At 70.1% G+C, this 17,090-nt stretch carries 14 protein-coding genes, 1 tRNA gene and 1 riboswitch; of the genes, 5 read left to right on the top strand and 10 right to left on the bottom strand.

The features are described from left to right. Nucleotides 1-388 precede the first annotated feature (388 nt). Both ACWCRJ_RS28760 and ACWCRJ_RS28755 read left to right on the top strand, forming a co-directional pair. Complete coding sequence (locus tag ACWCRJ_RS28760) at nt 389-1,606, top strand: acetyl-CoA C-acetyltransferase (protein WP_450942036.1); 1,218 nt, start codon at nt 389-391, stop codon at nt 1,604-1,606. A gap of 301 nt (nt 1,607-1,907) precedes the next feature. Then, on the top strand, nt 1,908-2,690 hold the full coding sequence (locus ACWCRJ_RS28755; protein WP_450942040.1) for a hypothetical protein: 783 nt from the start codon (nt 1,908-1,910) through the stop codon (nt 2,688-2,690). A gap of 26 nt (nt 2,691-2,716) precedes the next feature. Here the strand turns inward: ACWCRJ_RS28755 and ACWCRJ_RS28750 are convergent, their stop codons facing one another. Then, entirely contained in the window at nt 2,717-3,028 is a 312-nt protein-coding gene (locus ACWCRJ_RS28750; RefSeq protein ID WP_028797029.1) for a hypothetical protein, read from the bottom strand. Between the two features lie 103 nt (nt 3,029-3,131). Between ACWCRJ_RS28750 and ACWCRJ_RS28745 the strand changes: the two genes are divergently transcribed. Then, a complete protein-coding gene (locus ACWCRJ_RS28745) occupies nt 3,132-3,362 on the top strand; it encodes a DUF4287 domain-containing protein (RefSeq protein ID WP_450942035.1) in 231 nt (76 codons plus the stop codon). Nucleotides 3,363-3,456: 94 nt separating this feature from the next. Here ACWCRJ_RS28745 and ACWCRJ_RS28740 read toward each other — a convergent pair whose 3' ends face one another. Next, a complete protein-coding gene (locus ACWCRJ_RS28740; RefSeq protein ID WP_450942034.1) occupies nt 3,457-4,338 on the bottom strand; it encodes a Bax inhibitor-1/YccA family protein in 882 nt (293 codons plus the stop codon). 291 nt (nt 4,339-4,629) lie between these two features. Next, nucleotides 4,630-4,712 (bottom strand) — tRNA-Leu (locus ACWCRJ_RS28735). A 529-nt stretch (nt 4,713-5,241) separates the two neighbouring features. Here ACWCRJ_RS28735 and ACWCRJ_RS28730 point away from each other — a divergent pair. Together ACWCRJ_RS28730 and ACWCRJ_RS28725 are read left to right on the top strand one after the other, a co-directional pair. After that, nucleotides 5,242-6,012 carry an ABC transporter ATP-binding protein gene (locus tag ACWCRJ_RS28730; protein WP_450942033.1) on the top strand — a complete coding sequence of 257 codons (771 nt, stop codon included), beginning with the start codon at nt 5,242-5,244 and terminating at the stop codon, nt 6,010-6,012. A gap of 83 nt (nt 6,013-6,095) precedes the next feature. Further along, entirely contained in the window at nt 6,096-8,633 is a 2,538-nt protein-coding gene (locus ACWCRJ_RS28725; RefSeq protein WP_450942032.1) for an ABC transporter permease, read from the top strand. 108 nt (nt 8,634-8,741) lie between these two features. On the opposite strand, the gene ACWCRJ_RS28720 is transcribed toward ACWCRJ_RS28725, so the two are convergent. From ACWCRJ_RS28720 to ACWCRJ_RS28690, 7 genes are all read right to left on the bottom strand, one after another. Next, complete coding sequence (locus tag ACWCRJ_RS28720) at nt 8,742-10,043, bottom strand: class I SAM-dependent methyltransferase (protein ID WP_450942031.1); 1,302 nt, start codon at nt 10,041-10,043, stop codon at nt 8,742-8,744. Nucleotides 10,044-10,391: 348 nt separating this feature from the next. After that, on the bottom strand, nt 10,392-11,777 hold the full coding sequence (locus ACWCRJ_RS28715) for an NAD(P)/FAD-dependent oxidoreductase (RefSeq protein ID WP_005485758.1): 1,386 nt from the start codon (nt 11,775-11,777) through the stop codon (nt 10,392-10,394). 437 nt (nt 11,778-12,214) lie between these two features. Continuing rightward, complete coding sequence (locus tag ACWCRJ_RS28710) at nt 12,215-13,156, bottom strand: Ppx/GppA phosphatase family protein (protein WP_450942030.1); 942 nt, start codon at nt 13,154-13,156, stop codon at nt 12,215-12,217. Beyond that, nucleotides 13,153-13,695: a DUF501 domain-containing protein gene (locus ACWCRJ_RS28705; protein ID WP_450942029.1), complete on the bottom strand. Its 543-nt coding sequence runs from the start codon at nt 13,693-13,695 to the stop codon at nt 13,153-13,155. The genes ACWCRJ_RS28710 and ACWCRJ_RS28705 overlap by 4 nt, the downstream gene beginning before the upstream one ends. 57 nt (nt 13,696-13,752) lie before the next feature. Further along, nucleotides 13,753-14,235 (bottom strand): FtsB family cell division protein, encoded by a 483-nt coding sequence (locus ACWCRJ_RS28700; protein WP_450942028.1) that lies wholly within the window; start codon nt 14,233-14,235, stop codon nt 13,753-13,755. Nucleotides 14,236-14,362: 127 nt separating this feature from the next. Next, entirely contained in the window at nt 14,363-15,643 is a 1,281-nt protein-coding gene (gene eno / locus ACWCRJ_RS28695) for a phosphopyruvate hydratase (protein ID WP_013003053.1), read from the bottom strand. A gap of 422 nt (nt 15,644-16,065) precedes the next feature. Next, nucleotides 16,066-16,761, bottom strand: coding sequence for a transglycosylase family protein (locus ACWCRJ_RS28690; protein ID WP_450942027.1), 696 nt, complete (start codon nt 16,759-16,761; stop codon nt 16,066-16,068). 4 nt (nt 16,762-16,765) lie between these two features. Continuing rightward, nucleotides 16,766-16,965: riboswitch (cyclic di-AMP (ydaO/yuaA leader) on the bottom strand. Between the last annotated feature and the right edge of the window lie 125 nt (nt 16,966-17,090).

The following is a 17,090-nucleotide window of genomic DNA, read 5'->3' as shown; positions in this document are numbered from 1 at the left end:
TGGTACAACGACCGCACCGGGCAGCCGGTCAAACGGTCACTGATCGCCTACGACCACTGACCGTGACGAAAGCCCCTTGGACTCATTCATCTAGTGGCTCGGGGGTGCCCGTGGAATCGCGCGTGCGGCCCGGTGGGGCTTCTCGCGCAGTTCCCCGCGCCCCCAGAAACATCAGGCCCTGCGCGACCAGCCCCACGCACCCACACCCACACCCGCACCCGCACCCGCCCACGAACCTCCACCCCCGAGCCACTGGGCGCCCCACGCAAAAAAGCAAGCGCTTAGAAAAGTGCGGTCGGAGTCACACCCGACTACCCGTGACCCCGCCCATACGTACGGGTAACTTCCCCCACAGCCCTGCTTTCCGTCGCATGCCAATGGAGCCGTGATGCCCGAAGCCGTGATCGTCTCAGCCGCCCGCTCCCCCATCGGCCGTGCTTTCAAGGGCTCGCTGAAGGACCTGCGCCCGGACGACCTGACCGCCACGATCGTCGCCGCCGCCCTCGCGAAGGTCCCGGAACTGGACCCGAGGGACATCGACGACCTGATGCTCGGCTGCGGCCTCCCCGGCGGCGAGCAGGGCCACAACCTGGGCCGCATCGTCGCCGTACAGCTGGGCATGGACCACCTGCCGGGCTGCACGGTCACCCGTTACTGTTCCTCCTCGCTCCAGACGTCCCGCATGGCCCTGCACGCCATCAAGGCCGGCGAGGGCGACGTCTTCATCTCCGCGGGCGTGGAGGTCGTCAGCAGCACCGCGCGCGGCACGAGCGACATCCCCACCGCACGCAACCCCCTCTTCGCCGAGGCCGAGGCCCGCACGGAGTCCGTCTCCAAGTCGGTCGGCGCCTCCTGGCACGACCCGCGCGAGGACGGCCTGCTCCCCGACCCGTACATCGCGATGGGGCAGACCGCGGAGAACCTGGCCCGCCAGTGGGGCGTGACCCGCGAGGACATGGACGAATTCGGTGTCCGCTCGCAGAACCTCGCCGAGGAAGCCATCAAGAAGGGCTTCTGGGAGCGCGAGATCACCCCGGTGACGCTGCCCGACGGCACGGTCGTCAGCAAGGACGACGGCCCGCGCGCGGGCGTCACCCTGGAGGCCGTGCAGGGCCTGAAGCCGGTCTTCCGCGAGGACGGCCTGGTCACCGCCGGCAACTGCTGCCCGCTGAACGACGGCGCCGCCGCCCTGGTCATCATGTCCGACACCAAGGCGCGGGACCTCGGGCTCACCCCGCTCGCCCGGATCGTCTCCACCGGCGTCTCCGGCCTCTCCCCCGAGATCATGGGCTACGGCCCGGTGGAGGCGTCGAAGCAGGCCCTGTCCCGTGCGGGTCTCACCGTCGACGACATCGACCTGTTCGAGATCAACGAGGCCTTCGCCGCCCAGGTGATCCCCTCCTACCGCGACCTGGACATCCCGCTGGACAAGCTGAACGTGAACGGCGGCGCCATCGCCGTCGGCCACCCCTTCGGCATGACCGGCGCCCGCATCACCGGCACGCTCATCAACTCCCTCCAGTTCCACGACAAGCAGTTCGGCCTGGAGACGATGTGCGTCGGCGGCGGTCAGGGCATGGCGATGGTCATCGAGCGCCTCAGCTGAGACCCGCCCGCCGCGCGCACGCGGAGCCGTGACTGTTCGAACGCGCACCGCGATGCCATGGCCCGGAGTCCCGATTTCCCAAGGGCTCCGGGCCGTTTTGTGATCCAATCTCCCCCAGGATGTGACCTATCTCCCTTCGGGGAGGGATTTACGCAGGTCAGAGTCGTTTCACCACCAAACATCGAGCCCAGATTCCTGCCCGATTCGTGACGTTACGCACTGACAGCTGGTTAGTCCGCCCTTCAAGCTGATGTAGGAAGTCGGGGGTCGACTTTGAACCGGGAGTACGTCAGTGAGCGCTATGCCGATCGCCTTGCTGCTCACCACGGCCGCCACCGCGGCCGTGGGCGTCGCCGTCCTGCGCACCCTCACGGGGCTGCGCCGACAGGTCGCCGCCCTGCGCGCCGAGCTGGCCGAGAGCCGGGCCGCCGGGGTGCGCGCGCCGGTGCCGGCCGCCCGGCCGGCCGGCGACACGGAGGAGATACGCGCCGCCGTCGCCGAGGCACTCGCCGAGGAGCGGGAGCGTGAGCTGGCCGAGGCGAGGGCGTTCTGGGCCGCCCAGGAGTCCCGTGACGTCTCCGACGCGCCCTCGCTGCTGGGTCTGCCCGACAGCGACCTGTTCATGCCCCGGCAGTCCGATTTCGCGGGTCTGGAGCACCTGGAGCCGGTGATCGAGCCGAGCCTGGAGGGCGACGAGTACGCCCCGGACTCGGCGGAGCTGGCCGCGGCCCGCCGCCGGCACCCCTCGCACCCCGACTTCGTGCCGGTGCAGTCGCCCGTCACCAACGACCACGAGCGCACGGTCGCCTGCCTGGAGGACCTCGCCGCCTCCCGCACCGAGCTGGCCGACGTCCGTCCGGGTCCCCTCGGCACCCTCGACGTCTACGTCTTCGCCGACGGCACCACGCTCTGCATGACCCCCGGCCACCGCGAGACCGCCGAACGCCTGGCCACGGCGCTCCAGAGCGGTGACACCCCGGTCCTGCTGGGCGGCTCGGGCATCTCGGGCGCGTACACGCTCACGTTCGAGTGCGGCGACGACATGGTCTACATCCTGGCGGACCGGGTCATCGCGTCGCTGTAGAGGGCGCCGCGGCCGCGCCCCGCGGCTCACACCCCGGCGCGCCGCTGAGCCTCCTCCACCAGCGCCACGGCCTCCGCCACCGCGTTCTCGTCGCCGAGCACCAGCGCGAGATCGTTCCCGGCGACCATGACCTGATCGGCCGCCGCGAACATCCCCACGTCCGGCATCTGGCGGGCGTCCGTGCCCGGCGCCTCCAGCCGCTGGGCCCGCAGCGCCATCTCCCGGGCCAGTGCCAGCGCCTCCGCGGCGGCCCCCCGCTGCAGCCGGCTCTGCGGTGCGGCCCGCAACCGGTCGGCGAAATGATCCACGGCACGGGTCAACGGCGTCGTATCAAGCACGCCGCGAGAGTACGCGCCCTCACCGGACTGTTGCCAACAGGCCGCCACTCAGGCAACGTGACCTGAAGGACCGGCTTACATTCCCTTTCGTCCGGAGGCGCCGATGTCCCAAGTCTTCTCCGAGGAGACCCATCGCAACCTGCTCGCCCGCATCCCCCATTGCACCGGTCGTGAAATCTCCGACTGGCTCCGCAAAGTCGACGAAGGCCCCGCTCTCCCCAACTTCGAGGAGAAGGTCAGCTGGCTCCGGCACGAGTACGACCTCGCGTACGGACACGCCAAAGCGATCGTTCACGAGTACGACCTGAGGAGGGCCGCGCGGAAGTTCCGTTGAAGCCGCCGAGAACCGACGAAGGCCCCCCGAACCAGCCGGTTCGGGGGGCCTTCGACATGGGGGCCGGATCAGTCCCGGCCCCAGAGCGTCACTCCTAGTCGTCGCCGCTGAAGATGGCGACCAGGCGGAGCATCTCGACGTAGATCCACACGAGGGTCATGGTCAGGCCGAACGCGGCCAGCCAGGCCTCCTCGCGCGGGGCGCCGTAGGCGATGCCGTCCTCGATCTGCTTGAAGTCGAGGGTCAGGAAGAAGGCGCCGAGCACGATCGCGAGGATGCTGACGGCCGCGCCGAGCGCGCCCATGTTGCGCAGTCCGCCGTCCGGGGCGACCCCGAAGACGACGAGCAGCAGGTTGACCGCCATGACCAGCACGAAGGCGATCGCGATGGTCATACCGATACGGGCGTACCGCGCGGTCACCCGGATCCAGCCCGCCCGGTAGACCAGGAGGGTGGCGCCGGAGACGGCCATGGTGCCGAGCACGGCCTGGAAGGGCGCGCCGTTCCACCGCGAGTTGAACATCTCGCTGAGCACGCCGAGGAAGACACCCTCGAAGGCCGCGTAGGACAGGATCAGCGCGGGCGAGGCCTTGCGCTTGAAGGACTGCACCATCGCCAGGACGAAGGCGATGAGCGCGGCGCCGATGGCCAGGCCGTAGCTCGTGGGCGACACCGGCAGGAGGGCCCAGGCGAGGACCGCGCCGACGACGACCGTGCCGAGCGTCATGGCCGAGCGCATGACCACGTCGTCCATGGTCATGGCGCCCGTGCGGGCCGGAGCCTGCGGCGGGACGCCGTGCTGCACGTCCTGCTGGGCGTACGGGTTGGTCGCGTACGGGTTGCCACCCTGCTGGGCGTAGGGGTTGCCCTGGGTGCCGACAGCTGCTCCCCCGGCCTGCGGCGCGGTGTTGAAGCCCGCGTGGCCGTTGTCGCGGCTGAACCCCCGTCGCGAGAAGACCGGGTTGCTGCTCCTCATTTCACTCCTCCATGGCCACCCTGCGTGGCCTTGGCTCAAGAGTAATAGGTAGGCAAAGGATTGACTCTACTGCTTGGGGAGGATCTTTCCCTGCCCTTGTCGTCGAACACGCTACGCGTCCAGGTGATTCCCCGGCCCGCCCGCCCTCACCCATGACCAACCCGGTACGGGCCCGCAATCGTCCGGAGATCAACCACGGCCGCGCCCACACCGTCACGCGCCTCCCGGACGCGGCTCACCCGAGGGCAGCATGTGGGAATGTGAGCGAAAATGCGCGATTTTGGTCGGAGGTGCCCGGAACCGGACTTGAACCGGTACGCCCGCGAGGGGCAGCGAGGTTTAAGCTCGCCGTGTCTGCATTCCACCATCCGGGCAGGCCATGGGCTCCGCGCTGAGCTTCCGAGCCTATCGGGAGGCTTCCCCCGAACAGTCGACCGGCGGACCGATGTTGTCTTATTTTATTGACGCCTGAGGGTGCATCAGCCCACGGAACACGCCATCCGCACTTGCCAACAGCCTTCCGGACGGCCCGACCGGGCGTATGCGGAATGACGGAATTTCACCGCCCGAACGAGCGCCTCGCCGAGGACACACGCGGTGACGCGACGACTCTGGTCGGTCATGACGGTGCGCGAACGGGATCTGACGGCCCCTCGAATCGGACACGAACCCCCAGCGGGCGGACCCCGCCGTCATCCCCAGGTATGACGCGCCGCCCGCCCGTCCGTCAGAAGTCTGCCCCCGGAACCAGGACAGCGGCTGACTACACGGCGCTCTCGCGTCGGGACGATGGAGGCATCACGAAGCGAACGGCTTCCGGCATGCCGCGCGGCACGACCCGGCGCGCGCCGGCCGTCTCTCCGCCCCCTCCGACCGTCGCCGCCCCGCAAGGAGTTCCCACCCGTGACCACCACTCCCCTCGCCGACCGGGCCACCGTCGTGGCCGCCCGCGCCACGGAACTGTCGAAGGTCTACGGACAGGGCGAGACCCGGGTGGTCGCGCTGGACCAGGTCTCCATCGACTTCCGGCAGGCCCAGTTCACCGCGATCATGGGCCCCTCGGGCTCCGGCAAGTCCACGCTGATGCACTGTGTGGCGGGCCTGGACACCTTCTCGGCCGGGTCCGTCCGCATCGGCGACACCGAGCTGGGTTCGCTGAAGGACAAGCAGCTCACCAAGTTGCGCCGGGACAAGATCGGCTTCATCTTCCAGGCGTACAACCTGCTGCCGACGCTGACGGCGATGGAGAACATCACCCTCCCGATGGACATCGCGGGCCGCAAGCCTGACAGGCAGTGGCTGGACACCGTGATCCGGATGGTGGGCCTCGCCGACCGGCTGAGCCACCGGCCCGCCCAGCTCTCCGGCGGCCAGCAGCAGCGCGTGGCCGTCGCCCGGGCGCTCGCCTCCCGCCCGGACATCATCTTCGGCGACGAGCCGACCGGAAACCTCGACTCGCGGTCGGGTGCCGAGGTGCTGGGCTTCCTGCGCAACTCCGTACGGCAGTTGGGGCAGACCGTGGTGATGGTGACGCACGACCCGGTGGCCGCGGCGTACGCGGACCGGGTCGTCTTCCTCGCCGACGGACGCCTCGTGGACGAGATCCACGAGCCGACGGCCGACTCCGTCCTGGACCGCATGAAGAAGTTCGACAGCAAGGGCCGTACGAGCTAGGGGAGTTCGGAGAGTCCGCCCCGCGGACAGCGCTCGACCACCCACCGTCCTCACCCCTCCGACCCCTGACAGGGATCCCACTCATGTTCCGTACCGCCCTGCGCAACGTGCTCTCGCACAAGGCCAGGCTTCTCATGACCGTGCTCGCGGTGATGCTCGGCGTCGCCTTCGTGTCGGGCACGCTGGTCTTCACGAACACCGTCTCGGACGCGCTGCAGAAGAGTTCGGCCAAGGGCTTCGACCACGTGGACGTCGCGGTCCAGTCGGGGTACCGGCCGGACGAGGGCGACACCGTCGCCGAGCAGCCGAAGTTGACGCCCGAGCTGCTGAAGAAGGTCGAGGGGGTGCCCGGCGCCGAGTCGGCCATCGGTGTGGTGAGCGGGTTCGCCGCGCTCGCCGACAAGGACGGCAAGCTGATCGGCGGCGGCTTCCAGTCGCAGGGCGGGAACTTCTGGGGCACGGACGACCCCCGCTATACGATCGAGGACGGCGCCGCGCCCCAGGGCGCGGACGAGGTCGCCATCGACGCGCAGACCGCGAAGCGGGCCGGGTACGAGGTGGGCGACACCATCCGGATGTCCGTCGACGGTCCGGTCCTCACCCCCACCGTCGCCGGGATCTTCACGACCGACGACGGCAATGTGGCGGCCGGCGGCAGCCTCGCCCTGTTCGACACGGCGACCGCGCAGAAGCTGTTCCACGACGAGGGCGAGTACGACGAGATCGCCGTGACCGCGGCGGACGGCACCAGCCAGACCCAGCTGCGCAAGGCCATCGATGAGGTCCTCCCCGAGGACACGGCGTCCACCATCACCGGCCGGCAGCTCGCCGACCAGCAGGCCACGCAGATCGCCGCGCAGATGAGCGGCATGAAGAACGCGCTGCTGGTCTTCGCCGGGATCGCCCTGTTCGTGGGCACGTTCATCATCGCCAACACCTTCACGATGCTCGTCGCCCAGCGCACCAAGGAGCTGGCGCTGCTGCGCGCGGTCGGCGCCTCCCGCCGCCAGGTGACGCGGTCCGTGCTGATCGAGGCGTTCGTGGTGGGCACGGTCGCGGCGGTCACCGGCCTCGCCGCCGGTGTCGGCATCGGCGCCGGGATGCGGGCCCTGATCAGCACCCTCGGCGAGACCGTCCCGGACGGCCCGCTGGTGGTCTCCCCCGGCACCGTCGTCACCGCCCTGCTGGTCGGCGTACTGATCACCATGGTGGCCGCCTGGCTGCCGGGCCGCCGCGCCGCGAGGATCCCGCCGGTCGCCGCCATGAGCAGCGTCCACGCGAAGGCGACGGCCAAGTCGCTCGTCGTGCGGAACACGATCGGCGCGCTGCTGGCGGGCGCGGGCGTGGCCACCGTGCTGTACGCCACCACGATGGACGGCTCGGACGGCCAGGCGCCGATGGGCATCGGCGCGGTCCTCCTGATCATCGGTGTCTTCGTCCTCACGCCCCTCCTCTCCCGCCCGCTGATCGCCGCCGCGGCACCCCTCATGCGGGTCTTCGGGATCTCCGGCAAGCTCGCCCGGCAGAACTCCGTGCGCAATCCGCGCCGCACCGCCGCGACCGCCTCGGCGCTGATGATCGGCCTGACGCTGATCACCGGTATGACGGTGATGGCGGGCAGCCTGCAGCAGGCCATCGCCAGGATGGCCGCCGACGCGATCAAGGCGGACTACGTCGTCTCGATGACCAGCGGCAGCTTCCTCTCCCCGGACGTGGAGAAGAAACTGTCCAGCACCGAGGGCGTCACCGCCGTCTCCCCGCTGCGCAACGCCGAGTCCCGCATCGGGGACGAGACCGAGTACCTCACGGGCGTGAACGGCGCGGACATCGGCAAGGTCACCGACCTGCCCGTCGGCCAAGGGACGTTCAGGGTCGGCGGCTCGGACGTCGTCGTGGACGCGGACACCGCCGCCCGGCGCGGCTGGAAGGCCGGCTCGGAGTTCACCGCCGGCTTCGAGGGCGGCGAGAAGCAGAAGCTGACGGTCGCCGGGGTCTACGAGAGCAACGAACTGATCCGGGGCATCCTCCTGGACAACGCCACGCTCACCGGGCGGCTGCCGGCCTCAGCCGACCCGGCCGACATGATGGTCATGGTCAAGACCTCGGCGGGCGCCTCCGACGCCACCAAGGACCGGCTGGAGAAGGCTCTGGGGGAGAACCCGGCGATCAAGGTCCAGAGCGGCCAGGACCTCTCCGACGACATCGCGCAGATGTTCACGCTGATGCTGAACATGCTCTACGGCCTGCTGGCCATGGCCGTGATCGTCGCCGTCCTCGGGGTCATCAACACCCTGGCCATGTCCGTCTTCGAGCGTTCGCAGGAGATCGGCATGCTCCGCGCGATCGGTCTCGACCGGCGGGGCATCAAGCGGATGGTCCGTCTGGAGTCGCTCGTCATCTCCCTCTTCGGCGGTGTCCTCGGCATCGGCCTCGGCGTCTTCTTCGGCTGGGCCGCCGGCGAACTCCTCGCCAGCAGGATGCCGACGTACGAACTGGTCCTCCCCTGGGCCCGGATGGCGATCTTCCTCCTGCTCGCCGCCACGGTCGGCATCCTGGCCGCGCTGTGGCCGGCCCGCCGCGCGGCGAAGCTCAACATGCTCTCGGCGATCAAGGCCGAGTAGCCGAGCGCCGTCGGGAGAAGCGACGGCGCGTGAAGGGCCCCCGTTCCGCATCGGAACGGGGGCCCTTCACGCGCCCCTGGACGACCGTTCACGCCCCCGTACGGACGGTCAGGCGCCCCAGGTCCGGGCCCTGAGCGGGAGCCCCGAGGCACCCCCTTCCGGGGGCCGTACGGCCAGTACCTGGTTGACGCCGAGGCGGTTGCGTTCGAAGCCGAGGGCGCAGGCGGCCATGTAGAGGCGCCAGACGCGGGCGCGGCCGGGACCGGCGAGGGCGGCCGCCCGGGCCCAGCCCGCTTCGAGGCGGCCGACCCACGCGCGCAGGGTGAGGGCGTAGTGCTCGCGGAGGGACTCCACGTCCCGGACCTCGAACCCGGCGCGTTCGAGCTGGGTGACGGTGGTGCCGACGGGGGCTAGTTCGCCGTCGGGGAAGACGTACGCGTCGATGAAGCCGTCGAGGGAGTACGTGTTCTCGTCGGGCTGCGGGCGCCGTGAGATCTGGTGGTTGAGGAGCCGTCCGCCGGGGGCGAGGAGCCGGTACAGGTTCTCGGCGTACTCCAGGTACCTTTCGGCGCCGACGTGTTCGGCCATGCCGATGGAGGAGATCGCGTCGTAGGGCCCGTCGCCGACGTCGCGGTAGTCCTGGACGCGGATCTCGACGCGGTCGGTCAGGCCCGCGTCGGCGACGCGCTTACGGGCGTACGTCGCCTGTTCCTGCGAGAGGGTGACGCCGACGACGTGCACGCCGTACTCGCGGGCCGCGTGCAGGGCCAAGGAGCCCCAGCCGCAGCCGACGTCGAGGAGCCGCGCTCCCGGGGCCAGGGCGAGTTTGCGGCAGACGAGATCGAGCTTGTCGTGCTGGGCGGCTTCGAGGGTGGTGGTGTCGTCGGGGGCCGCCCAGTAGGCGCAGGAGTACACCATCGACGGGCCGAGGACGATCTCGTAGAAGTCGTTGCCCACGTCGTAGTGGTGGCTGACGGCCCGTCTGTCGGTGCGTCTGGTGTGCCGGTGGCGGGCGCGGACCTCCTCGCCGGGGGGTTCGGGCGGCACCAGGACGGCCGGGCCGGCCAGCCTCAGCAGGCCCATGACGGCCGCGCGGGCCTCCGGGTCGCGCAGGGTACGGGTGAGGCTCCGGGTGCCCTCGTCCCGCTCCCAGACGTGCTCGGCCACGAGGTCCAGCAGGGCGTAGAGGTCCCCTTCGACGCCGAGGTCGCCGGCGACCCAGGCGCGGGCCAGGCCCAGTTCGCCCGGCTTCCACAGCATCCGGCGCAGGGCCCGGCGGTTGCGTACCACCAGGGCGGGGGCGTCCGGGGGGCCCGCCGTCGATCCGTCCCAGGCCCGCAGCCGGACCGGGAGCGGTTCTCCCGACAGCTGCTCGAACAGGTTCTTCAGCCGCGACGCGGCGTCCTGCATGGCGCACACCTCCGTGACAAGAGATCCCGGAATGTCCAACGCCACGGTAATCACCTGCGGGGCAGTGCCGTATTCCCGTGGGGAGGTGTGTTCTTCGGGTGCGGGCGCGTGGGGCTTCTCGCGCAGTTCCCCGCGGCCCCTGAAAAGCAGGGGCTGCGCCCCGTGCTTTTCAGGCCCGCAGGGCCTGGGTTTCTCAGGGCGCGGGGAACTGCGCGACCAGCCCCCACCGGACCCTCACCCGCCCACGAACCCGCACCCCCGAGCTCCCCCCGCACACCCCGAAGGGCCCCCCGCACCACGGATGGCGGGAGGCCCTTCGGACATGGAACAGCGCGGTGACCGGAAGGGTCAGGAGGCCTTCGCCTTCTCCTCGGTCTTGGCCGGGGCCGCGGCGACCGGCGCCGGCTTGGCCGCCTCGTAGAACTCCTCGCGAGGAGTCTCGATGGCGCCCAGGGAGACGACCTCACGCTTGAGGAACATCGCGAGGGTCCAGTCCGCGAAGACCCGGATCTTCCGGTTCCACGTCGGCATGGCGAGACCGTGGTAGCCACGGTGCATGTACCACGCGAGACGGCCCTTGAGCTTGATCTTCATCTTGCCCATGACGATCATCGCGACACCCTTGTGGAGGCCGAGGCCCGCCACCGCACCCTTGTTGGAGTGCGCGTACTCCTTCTGCGGGAAGCCCCGCATGCCGGAGACCACGTTGTCGCCGAGGACCTTCGCCTGACGCAGCGCGTGCTGCGCGTTCGGCGGGCACCAGGCGTTCTCGACGCCGGCCTTGCGGGCGGCGACGTCGGGGACCTGCGCGTTGTCGCCCGCGGCCCAGATGTAGTCGGTGCCGGTGACCTGGAGGGTCGGCTGGGCGTCCACGTGGCCGCGGGGGCCGAGGGGGAGGCCGTAGCGCGAGAGGACCGGGTTCGGCTTGACGCCGGCGGTCCAGACGATCGTGTTGGAGTCGACCTCCAGGCCGTTCTTCAGCACGACGTGGCCGTCGACGCAGGAGTCCATGGAGGTGTTGAGGTAGACCTCGACCCCACGGCCCTCCAGGTGCTCCTTGCCGTACAGACCGAGCTTGGGGCCGACCTCGGGGAGGATCTTGTCGGCGGCGTCGACGAGCACGAAGCGCATGTCCTCGCGGGACACGCTCTTGTAGTACTTCGCGGCGTCGCGGGCCATGTCCTCGACCTCGCCGATGGTCTCCGCTCCGGCGAAGCCACCGCCCACGAAGACGAAGGTCAACGCCTTGCGGCGGACGTCCTCGTCGGTCGTGGAGTCGGCCTTGTCGAGCTGCTCCAGCACGTGGTTGCGCAGGCCGATGGCCTCCTCGATGCCCTTCATGCCGATGCCCTGCTCGGCGAGGCCGGGGATCGGGAAGGTGCGGGAGACCGCGCCGAGCGCGATCACCAGGTAGTCGAAGGGCAGCTCGTACGCCTCGCCGACCAGCGGGGCGATCGAGGCGACCTTGCGGTCCTGGTCGATGGTGGTGACCCGACCGGTGAGGACCTCCGCCTTCGGCAGCACGCGTCGCAGCGGGACGACGACGTGCCGGGGGGAGATGCTGCCGGCGGCGGCTTCGGGGAGGAAGGGCTGGTAGGTCATGTACGACCGGGGGTCGACGACCGTGACGGTCGCCTCGCCGTAGCGCATCTTCTTGAGGATGCGCCGAGCTGCGTACAGGCCTACGTACCCACCGCCTACTACGAGGATCCTGGGACGCTCCGTGGTGCTCATGCCATCGAGTATGTACCCGCCATCCGGGGGTCGCTCGTGCGCCCCTTCACAAGCTTCCTCGCACCCTCTGCTACACTGCGCGACCCCTTTGGCCCGGGCCACGGCCCACCAGGGGTACCGGCCGGAGGGTTTGCCCGTTGTCAATGCCGCGTGAACTGCCGTTCCGGCTTCCCGGAGGCCCTGGACCACCCCTCGGTTTCACACGGACGAGACCCCTGCGAAACCCCTGCGGGAACACGCTGTTGACCCCTCGGAGCCCTTGAAGGCTCTGCCCAGCCTCAAAACATCGCTCAACAGGGGCGATTCTCTTGTGAAGAACTTCACGAAGTTTCCGGGCGCCCGCTCGACGAGGGGTGCCGGGGCACCCCTCGGACGCGCTCATACGTTATCCGAACGGCTCAAGCGAGGCTACTGGCGAGTAGTAGAACCGTGCCGGCCTACGCCACGGACCAGGCGATTCCGTCCAGAATGTCGTGTTCGCTCACCACGACCTCCGACGCGCCGATCCGCTCCATGATCGTGAGCAGGACCAGGGCACCCGCGGCGATCACGTCCACCCGCCCGGGATGCATCGAGGGAACCGCCGCCCGCTCGGCGTGCGTCGACCGCAGCAGCCACTCGGTGATCTCGCGGACGCGGTCATGGGAGACCCGGGAGTGGTGGATGGCCACCGAGTCGTACGCGGGCAGGTCCTGGGCGATCGCGGAGATGGTCGTCACCGAACCGGCCAGCCCGACGAGGGTGTGCGCCTCCCGCAGGGGGACGTCCCGTTCGGCGAGGTCGAGGGCGGCCTCGATGTCGGCGCGGATCGCGGCGATCTCCTTCGGCCCGGGAGGATCGACGGCGGCGCCGTCCCGGACGAGGTGCCGCTCGGTCAGCCGTACACAGCCGATGTCCACGGAACGGGCGCCGCGCACCCGGTCGTCCCCGACGACGAACTCCGTGGAGCCGCCGCCGATGTCCACGACCAGGTACGGCCGGGCCAGGTCGGCCCGCCCCGTCAGCTCCTTGGTCGCGCCGGTGAAGGAGAACTCGGCCTCCCGGTCACCGGAGATCACCTCGGGCTCGACGCCGAGGATGTCGAACACCCCCCGCACGAACTCGTCCCGGTTCTCGGCGTCCCGGGAGGCGGAGGTGGCCACGAAGCGGACGCGTTCGGCGCCCAGTTCCTTGATGACCGCCGCGTACTCCCGGCAGGCCGCGAAGGTCCGCTCCAGCGCCTCGGGCGCCAGCCGTCCCGTACGGTCCACGCCCTGGCCGAGCCGGACGATGGTCATCCGCCGGTCCAGCTCGACGAGTTCACCGGTGGCCGGGTCGCAGTCCGCGACGAGGAGCCGGATGGAGTTCGTGCCGCAGTCGACGGCGGCGACCCGGGTCACTGGGCGTCCTCCTCGGAGGTCTCCGGCGCGGGAACCACGCACGGGCCCTTCGCCCACCACTCGGGCAGCATCGCGATCGCCTCGTCGCCCAGCGGGTTGACGCCGGGGCCGGCGGCCAGCGAGTGCCCCACGAGGACGTGCAGGCACTTCACCCGGTCCGGCATGCCGCCGGCGCTCGGGAAGCCCTCCAGGACCTCGATCTCGTCACGCCGGGCGATGTAGTCCTCGTGCGCGGCCCGGTAGGCGGCGGCCAGTTCGGGGTCCGTCGCCAGCCGCTGCGTCATCTCCTTCATCACGCCGTTGGCCTCCAGCGTGCCGATCGCGGAGGCCGCGCGCGGGCACGTCAGGTAGTACGTCGTGGGGAAGGGCGTGCCGTCCGGCAGCCGCGGGGCCGTCTCCACGACGTCCGGCTGCCCGCAGGGACAGCGGTGCGCGATCGCGCGGAGGCCGCGCGGGGGGCGCCCGAGCTGCTGCTGGAAGGCCTCGACGTCGGCGTCGGTCGGCTCGGTGCGCGGGGTGGTCGGCGGAGGGGTCTGCATAACCTGCTACTCAAGTCCTCGGTGTGGCTCATCGGTTCACGGTCACGGGGTGGCCGTTCAGCTGTCGGCGGCGTCGGCCTTGTCGACCCCGTCCCAGACATTGGTGTACCAGGGGCGGTCGGCCGCCCCCTGTGTCGTACGGGACTGCTTCGCCGCGTCCGGGTCGATCATGGTGTAGCCGGTCTCGCCCGGCATCACATAGTGCAGCCGCTCCCGGATGCGCTGCTCGGCGTACGCGTCGTCCTGCCAGCGCGCCTTGAGGTCGCGCAACTCCTCGACCCGCTCGCGCGCCTCCTGGCGCTGCCGCTGCGTGTCGGCGATCTCGGCGCGCTGGGAGACGTACTGCCTTATGGGATAGGCGAGCGCCACGATCATCGAGCAGAGGACGAGGGCGAGCAGCGCGGCCCGGCCGGTCAGCCGGGAGCGACGGACCTGGCGCTTGGCCTGCGAGCGGTAGACCCGGGCGGCCGTCTGCTCGCCCAGCACCTTCAGCCGGGTCGCGGTGGAGAAACGGTCCCGGTCCCGGTCCTTCACGGCCATGTCCCGCGCCCCTTCTTCTGCCTTCTCCCACGCGCACGCGCGTACGTCCCCGCACACGGTACGGGACCGGTACGGGGACGTACGTACGACTGGCGCGGGCTTGGCCCTCAACGGGTCAGCCGGCGGCTCAGCCCTTGAAGCGCGGGAAGGCGCTGCGGCCGGCGTAGACCGCGGCGTCGTCGAGGATCTCCTCGATGCGCAGCAGCTGGTTGTACTTGGCGACGCGGTCCGAGCGGGCCGGGGCGCCGGTCTTGATCTGTCCGCAGTTCACGGCGACGGCGAGGTCGGCGATGGTGACGTCCTCGGTCTCGCCGGAGCGGTGGGACATCATGCACTTGAAGCCGTTGCGCTGGGCCATCTCGACGGCGTCCAGGGTCTCGGTCAGCGAGCCGATCTGGTTGACCTTGACGAGCAGGGCGTTGGCGGAGCCCTCCTCGATGCCGCGGGCGAGGCGCTCGGGGTTGGTTACGAAGAGGTCGTCGCCGACGATCTGGACCTTGTCGCCCAGCTTCTCGGTGATGGTGTTCCAGCCGGCCCAGTCGTCCTCGAACAGCGGGTCCTCGATGGAGACGAGCGGGTACGACGCGACGAGGTCGGCGTAGTACTCCGTCATCTCGGCGGCGGAGCGCTCCTTGCCCTCGAAGGTGTAGACGCCGTCCTTGTAGAACTCGGAGGCGGCGACGTCCAGGGCGAGGGCGATCTGCTCGCCGGGGGTGTAGCCGGCCTCCTTGATGGCCTCCAGGATGAGGTCCAGGGCGGCGCGGTTGGACTCCAGGTTCGGGGCGAAGCCGCCCTCGTCGCCGAGGCCGGTGGACAGGCCCTTGGTCTTCAGCACCTTCTTGAGGGTGTGGTAGACCTCGGCGCCCCAGCGCAGGGCCTCGGAGAAGGACTCCGCGCCGATGGGGGCGATCATGAACTCCTGGATGTCCACGTTGGAGTCGGCGTGCGAACCGCCGTTCAGGATGTTCATCATCGGAACGGGCAGCAGGTGCGCGTTCGGGCCGCCCAGGTAGCGGAAGAGCGGCAGATCGCTGGCCTCGGAGGCGGCGTGGGCGACGGCGAGGGAGACGCCGAGGATGGCGTTGGCGCCGAGGGAGCCCTTGTTGTCGGTGGCGTCCAGGTCGAACATCGCCTGGTCGATCAGGCGCTGCTCGGTGGCGTCGTAGCCGACGAGCTCCGGGCCGATCTGCTCGATCACGGCGAGGACGGCCTTCTCGACGCCCTTGCCGAGGTAGCGGTTGGGGTCGCCGTCACGCAGCTCGATGGCTTCGAAGGCACCGGTGGAGGCGCCGGACGGAACGGCGGCACGACCCGTGCTGCCGTCGTCGAGGCCGACCTCGACCTCGACGGTGGGGTTGCCTCGCGAGTCGAGGATTTCCCGGGCTACGACGACGTCGATGGACGGCACGAGCATCTCCTTCATGGGATGTGACGCTGGTTGTGCGGGGCCGCTGGGGCCTGGCGACTAGAGCCTAACCGTCCCCGGGCCGTCGGCAGCCGACCGACCGTCCCGTGGACAGACAGACCGTACCCATTGTTCCCGGTCGGAACAAAGGGGGGTGGTCGAGAAAGTGAACAGAAGGAGGAGGCGGGCACGAAAAAGCCCCGCCCCGGTGCGTACGGGGGAATGCGCACCGGGGCGGGGAGCCCGTGGGGACGGGGGGACGGCCCTCACGAGGTCTTCACTATGGAGGACACGGCTGTGAGCGGGCTGTGGTTCAGCCGGGGAGCGGCCTGTTTTCCGGCCCGGCTGAACCTGCCCCGCCTGCCCGGCCGTGGGGGCGGCCGTGGGGTCGGCAGGCGTGTGGCGGCCGTCGTGGTCGCCGTGGGTCAGCTCAGGTGGAGCTGCTGGCCCGGGTAGATGAAGTCGGCGTCGTCGATGATGTCCTTGTTCAGCTCGAAGAGCTTCTCCCAGCCACCCTTGACGTTCTTCTTCGCGGCGATGGCGCTGAGGGTGTCACCGGTGACGACCTTGTACTCGCCGTCGCCCTTCTTGACCTTCTTGCCGGTCGGGGTCTTGACGGTGGCGCGCTCGGAGGAGCGGGAGGAGCGGGTGTCCTCGGTGCTCTTCTTGGTGCTCTCCTGCGTGCTCTGCGAGGAGGAGCCGGAGGAGTCGGCGTTGCCGGAAGAGGCGGCGGCGCCGTCGTAGGAGGCGCCGGACAGACCCTTGCCGCAGACCGGCCAGGCACCCTTGCCCTGACCGGCGAGGACCTTCTCGGCGATCGCGATCTGCTGGGCCTTGCTCGCCTGGTTGGCGGTGGAGGCGTACTGCGTACCGCCGTAGGCGGCCCAGGTGGAGGCCGAGAACTGCAGACCGCCGTAGTAGCCGTTGCCGGTGTTGATGGACCAGTTGCCGCCGGACTCGCACTGGGCGACGGCGTCCCACTCGGAGGCGGTGGCGGCGGAGGCGCTGCCGGCGGCCATCAGCGGGGCGGCGACCGCCGCGGCGCCGGTGACACCGACGACGGCGATGGCGCGAGCGGCCTTGGACGGACGACGGTGCTTGCCCTTGCTGGAAAACAGCATGGAGAGATCCCCTCACCGACGCCTGCGAGGTGAGCTGTCGGGTTCGGGCCGGTTGAGTTGCCCGGCCGCGCACGCTCGCCTCTCGGCTCACGTCGCGCGGCTTCACCCCCAGCCGGTTCCGGTCGTGCGCCCCCGAAGGGCCGCAACCGCCGGACCCGGCACTTACCTTGGGTCCCCCGCTCCTGCCTACGGCGCTTGACGCGACGACTGTTCCTCACGGCCGATGGCAGGATTCGGCGTGCCGACCGGGAGGGCCCGCTGTGGCGAGCGGTCACGACCGTAAACAGGTGATTGCCCGAATTTCAAAGACGATCAGGGGGTCTGTGATT

It is taken from the genome of Streptomyces sp. NPDC002324 (assembly GCF_053593335.1).
The sequence above is the reverse complement of the archived record's forward strand: the minus strand, read 5'-3'. Positions and strand labels throughout refer to the sequence as shown.

Excerpts from the sequence above, each read along its gene's own strand:
- ACWCRJ_RS28745 (WP_450942035.1), top strand. The coding sequence starts at position 3,132 with ATGTCCCAAGTCTTCTCCGAGGAGACCCATCGCAACCTGCTCGCCCGC.
- ACWCRJ_RS28715 (WP_005485758.1), bottom strand. The coding sequence starts at position 11,777 with ATGAGCACCACGGAGCGTCCCAGGATCCTCGTAGTAGGCGGTGGGTAC.
- ACWCRJ_RS28725 (WP_450942032.1), top strand. The coding sequence starts at position 6,096 with ATGTTCCGTACCGCCCTGCGCAACGTGCTCTCGCACAAGGCCAGGCTT.
- ACWCRJ_RS28700 (WP_450942028.1), bottom strand. The coding sequence starts at position 14,235 with ATGGCCGTGAAGGACCGGGACCGGGACCGTTTCTCCACCGCGACCCGG.
- ACWCRJ_RS28740 (WP_450942034.1), bottom strand. The coding sequence starts at position 4,338 with ATGAGGAGCAGCAACCCGGTCTTCTCGCGACGGGGGTTCAGCCGCGAC.
- ACWCRJ_RS28760 (WP_450942036.1), top strand. The coding sequence starts at position 389 with ATGCCCGAAGCCGTGATCGTCTCAGCCGCCCGCTCCCCCATCGGCCGT.
- ACWCRJ_RS28705 (WP_450942029.1), bottom strand. The coding sequence starts at position 13,695 with ATGCAGACCCCTCCGCCGACCACCCCGCGCACCGAGCCGACCGACGCC.
- ACWCRJ_RS28755 (WP_450942040.1), top strand. The coding sequence starts at position 1,908 with ATGCCGATCGCCTTGCTGCTCACCACGGCCGCCACCGCGGCCGTGGGC.
- ACWCRJ_RS28690 (WP_450942027.1), bottom strand. The coding sequence starts at position 16,761 with ATGCTGTTTTCCAGCAAGGGCAAGCACCGTCGTCCGTCCAAGGCCGCT.
- ACWCRJ_RS28720 (WP_450942031.1), bottom strand. The coding sequence starts at position 10,043 with ATGCAGGACGCCGCGTCGCGGCTGAAGAACCTGTTCGAGCAGCTGTCG.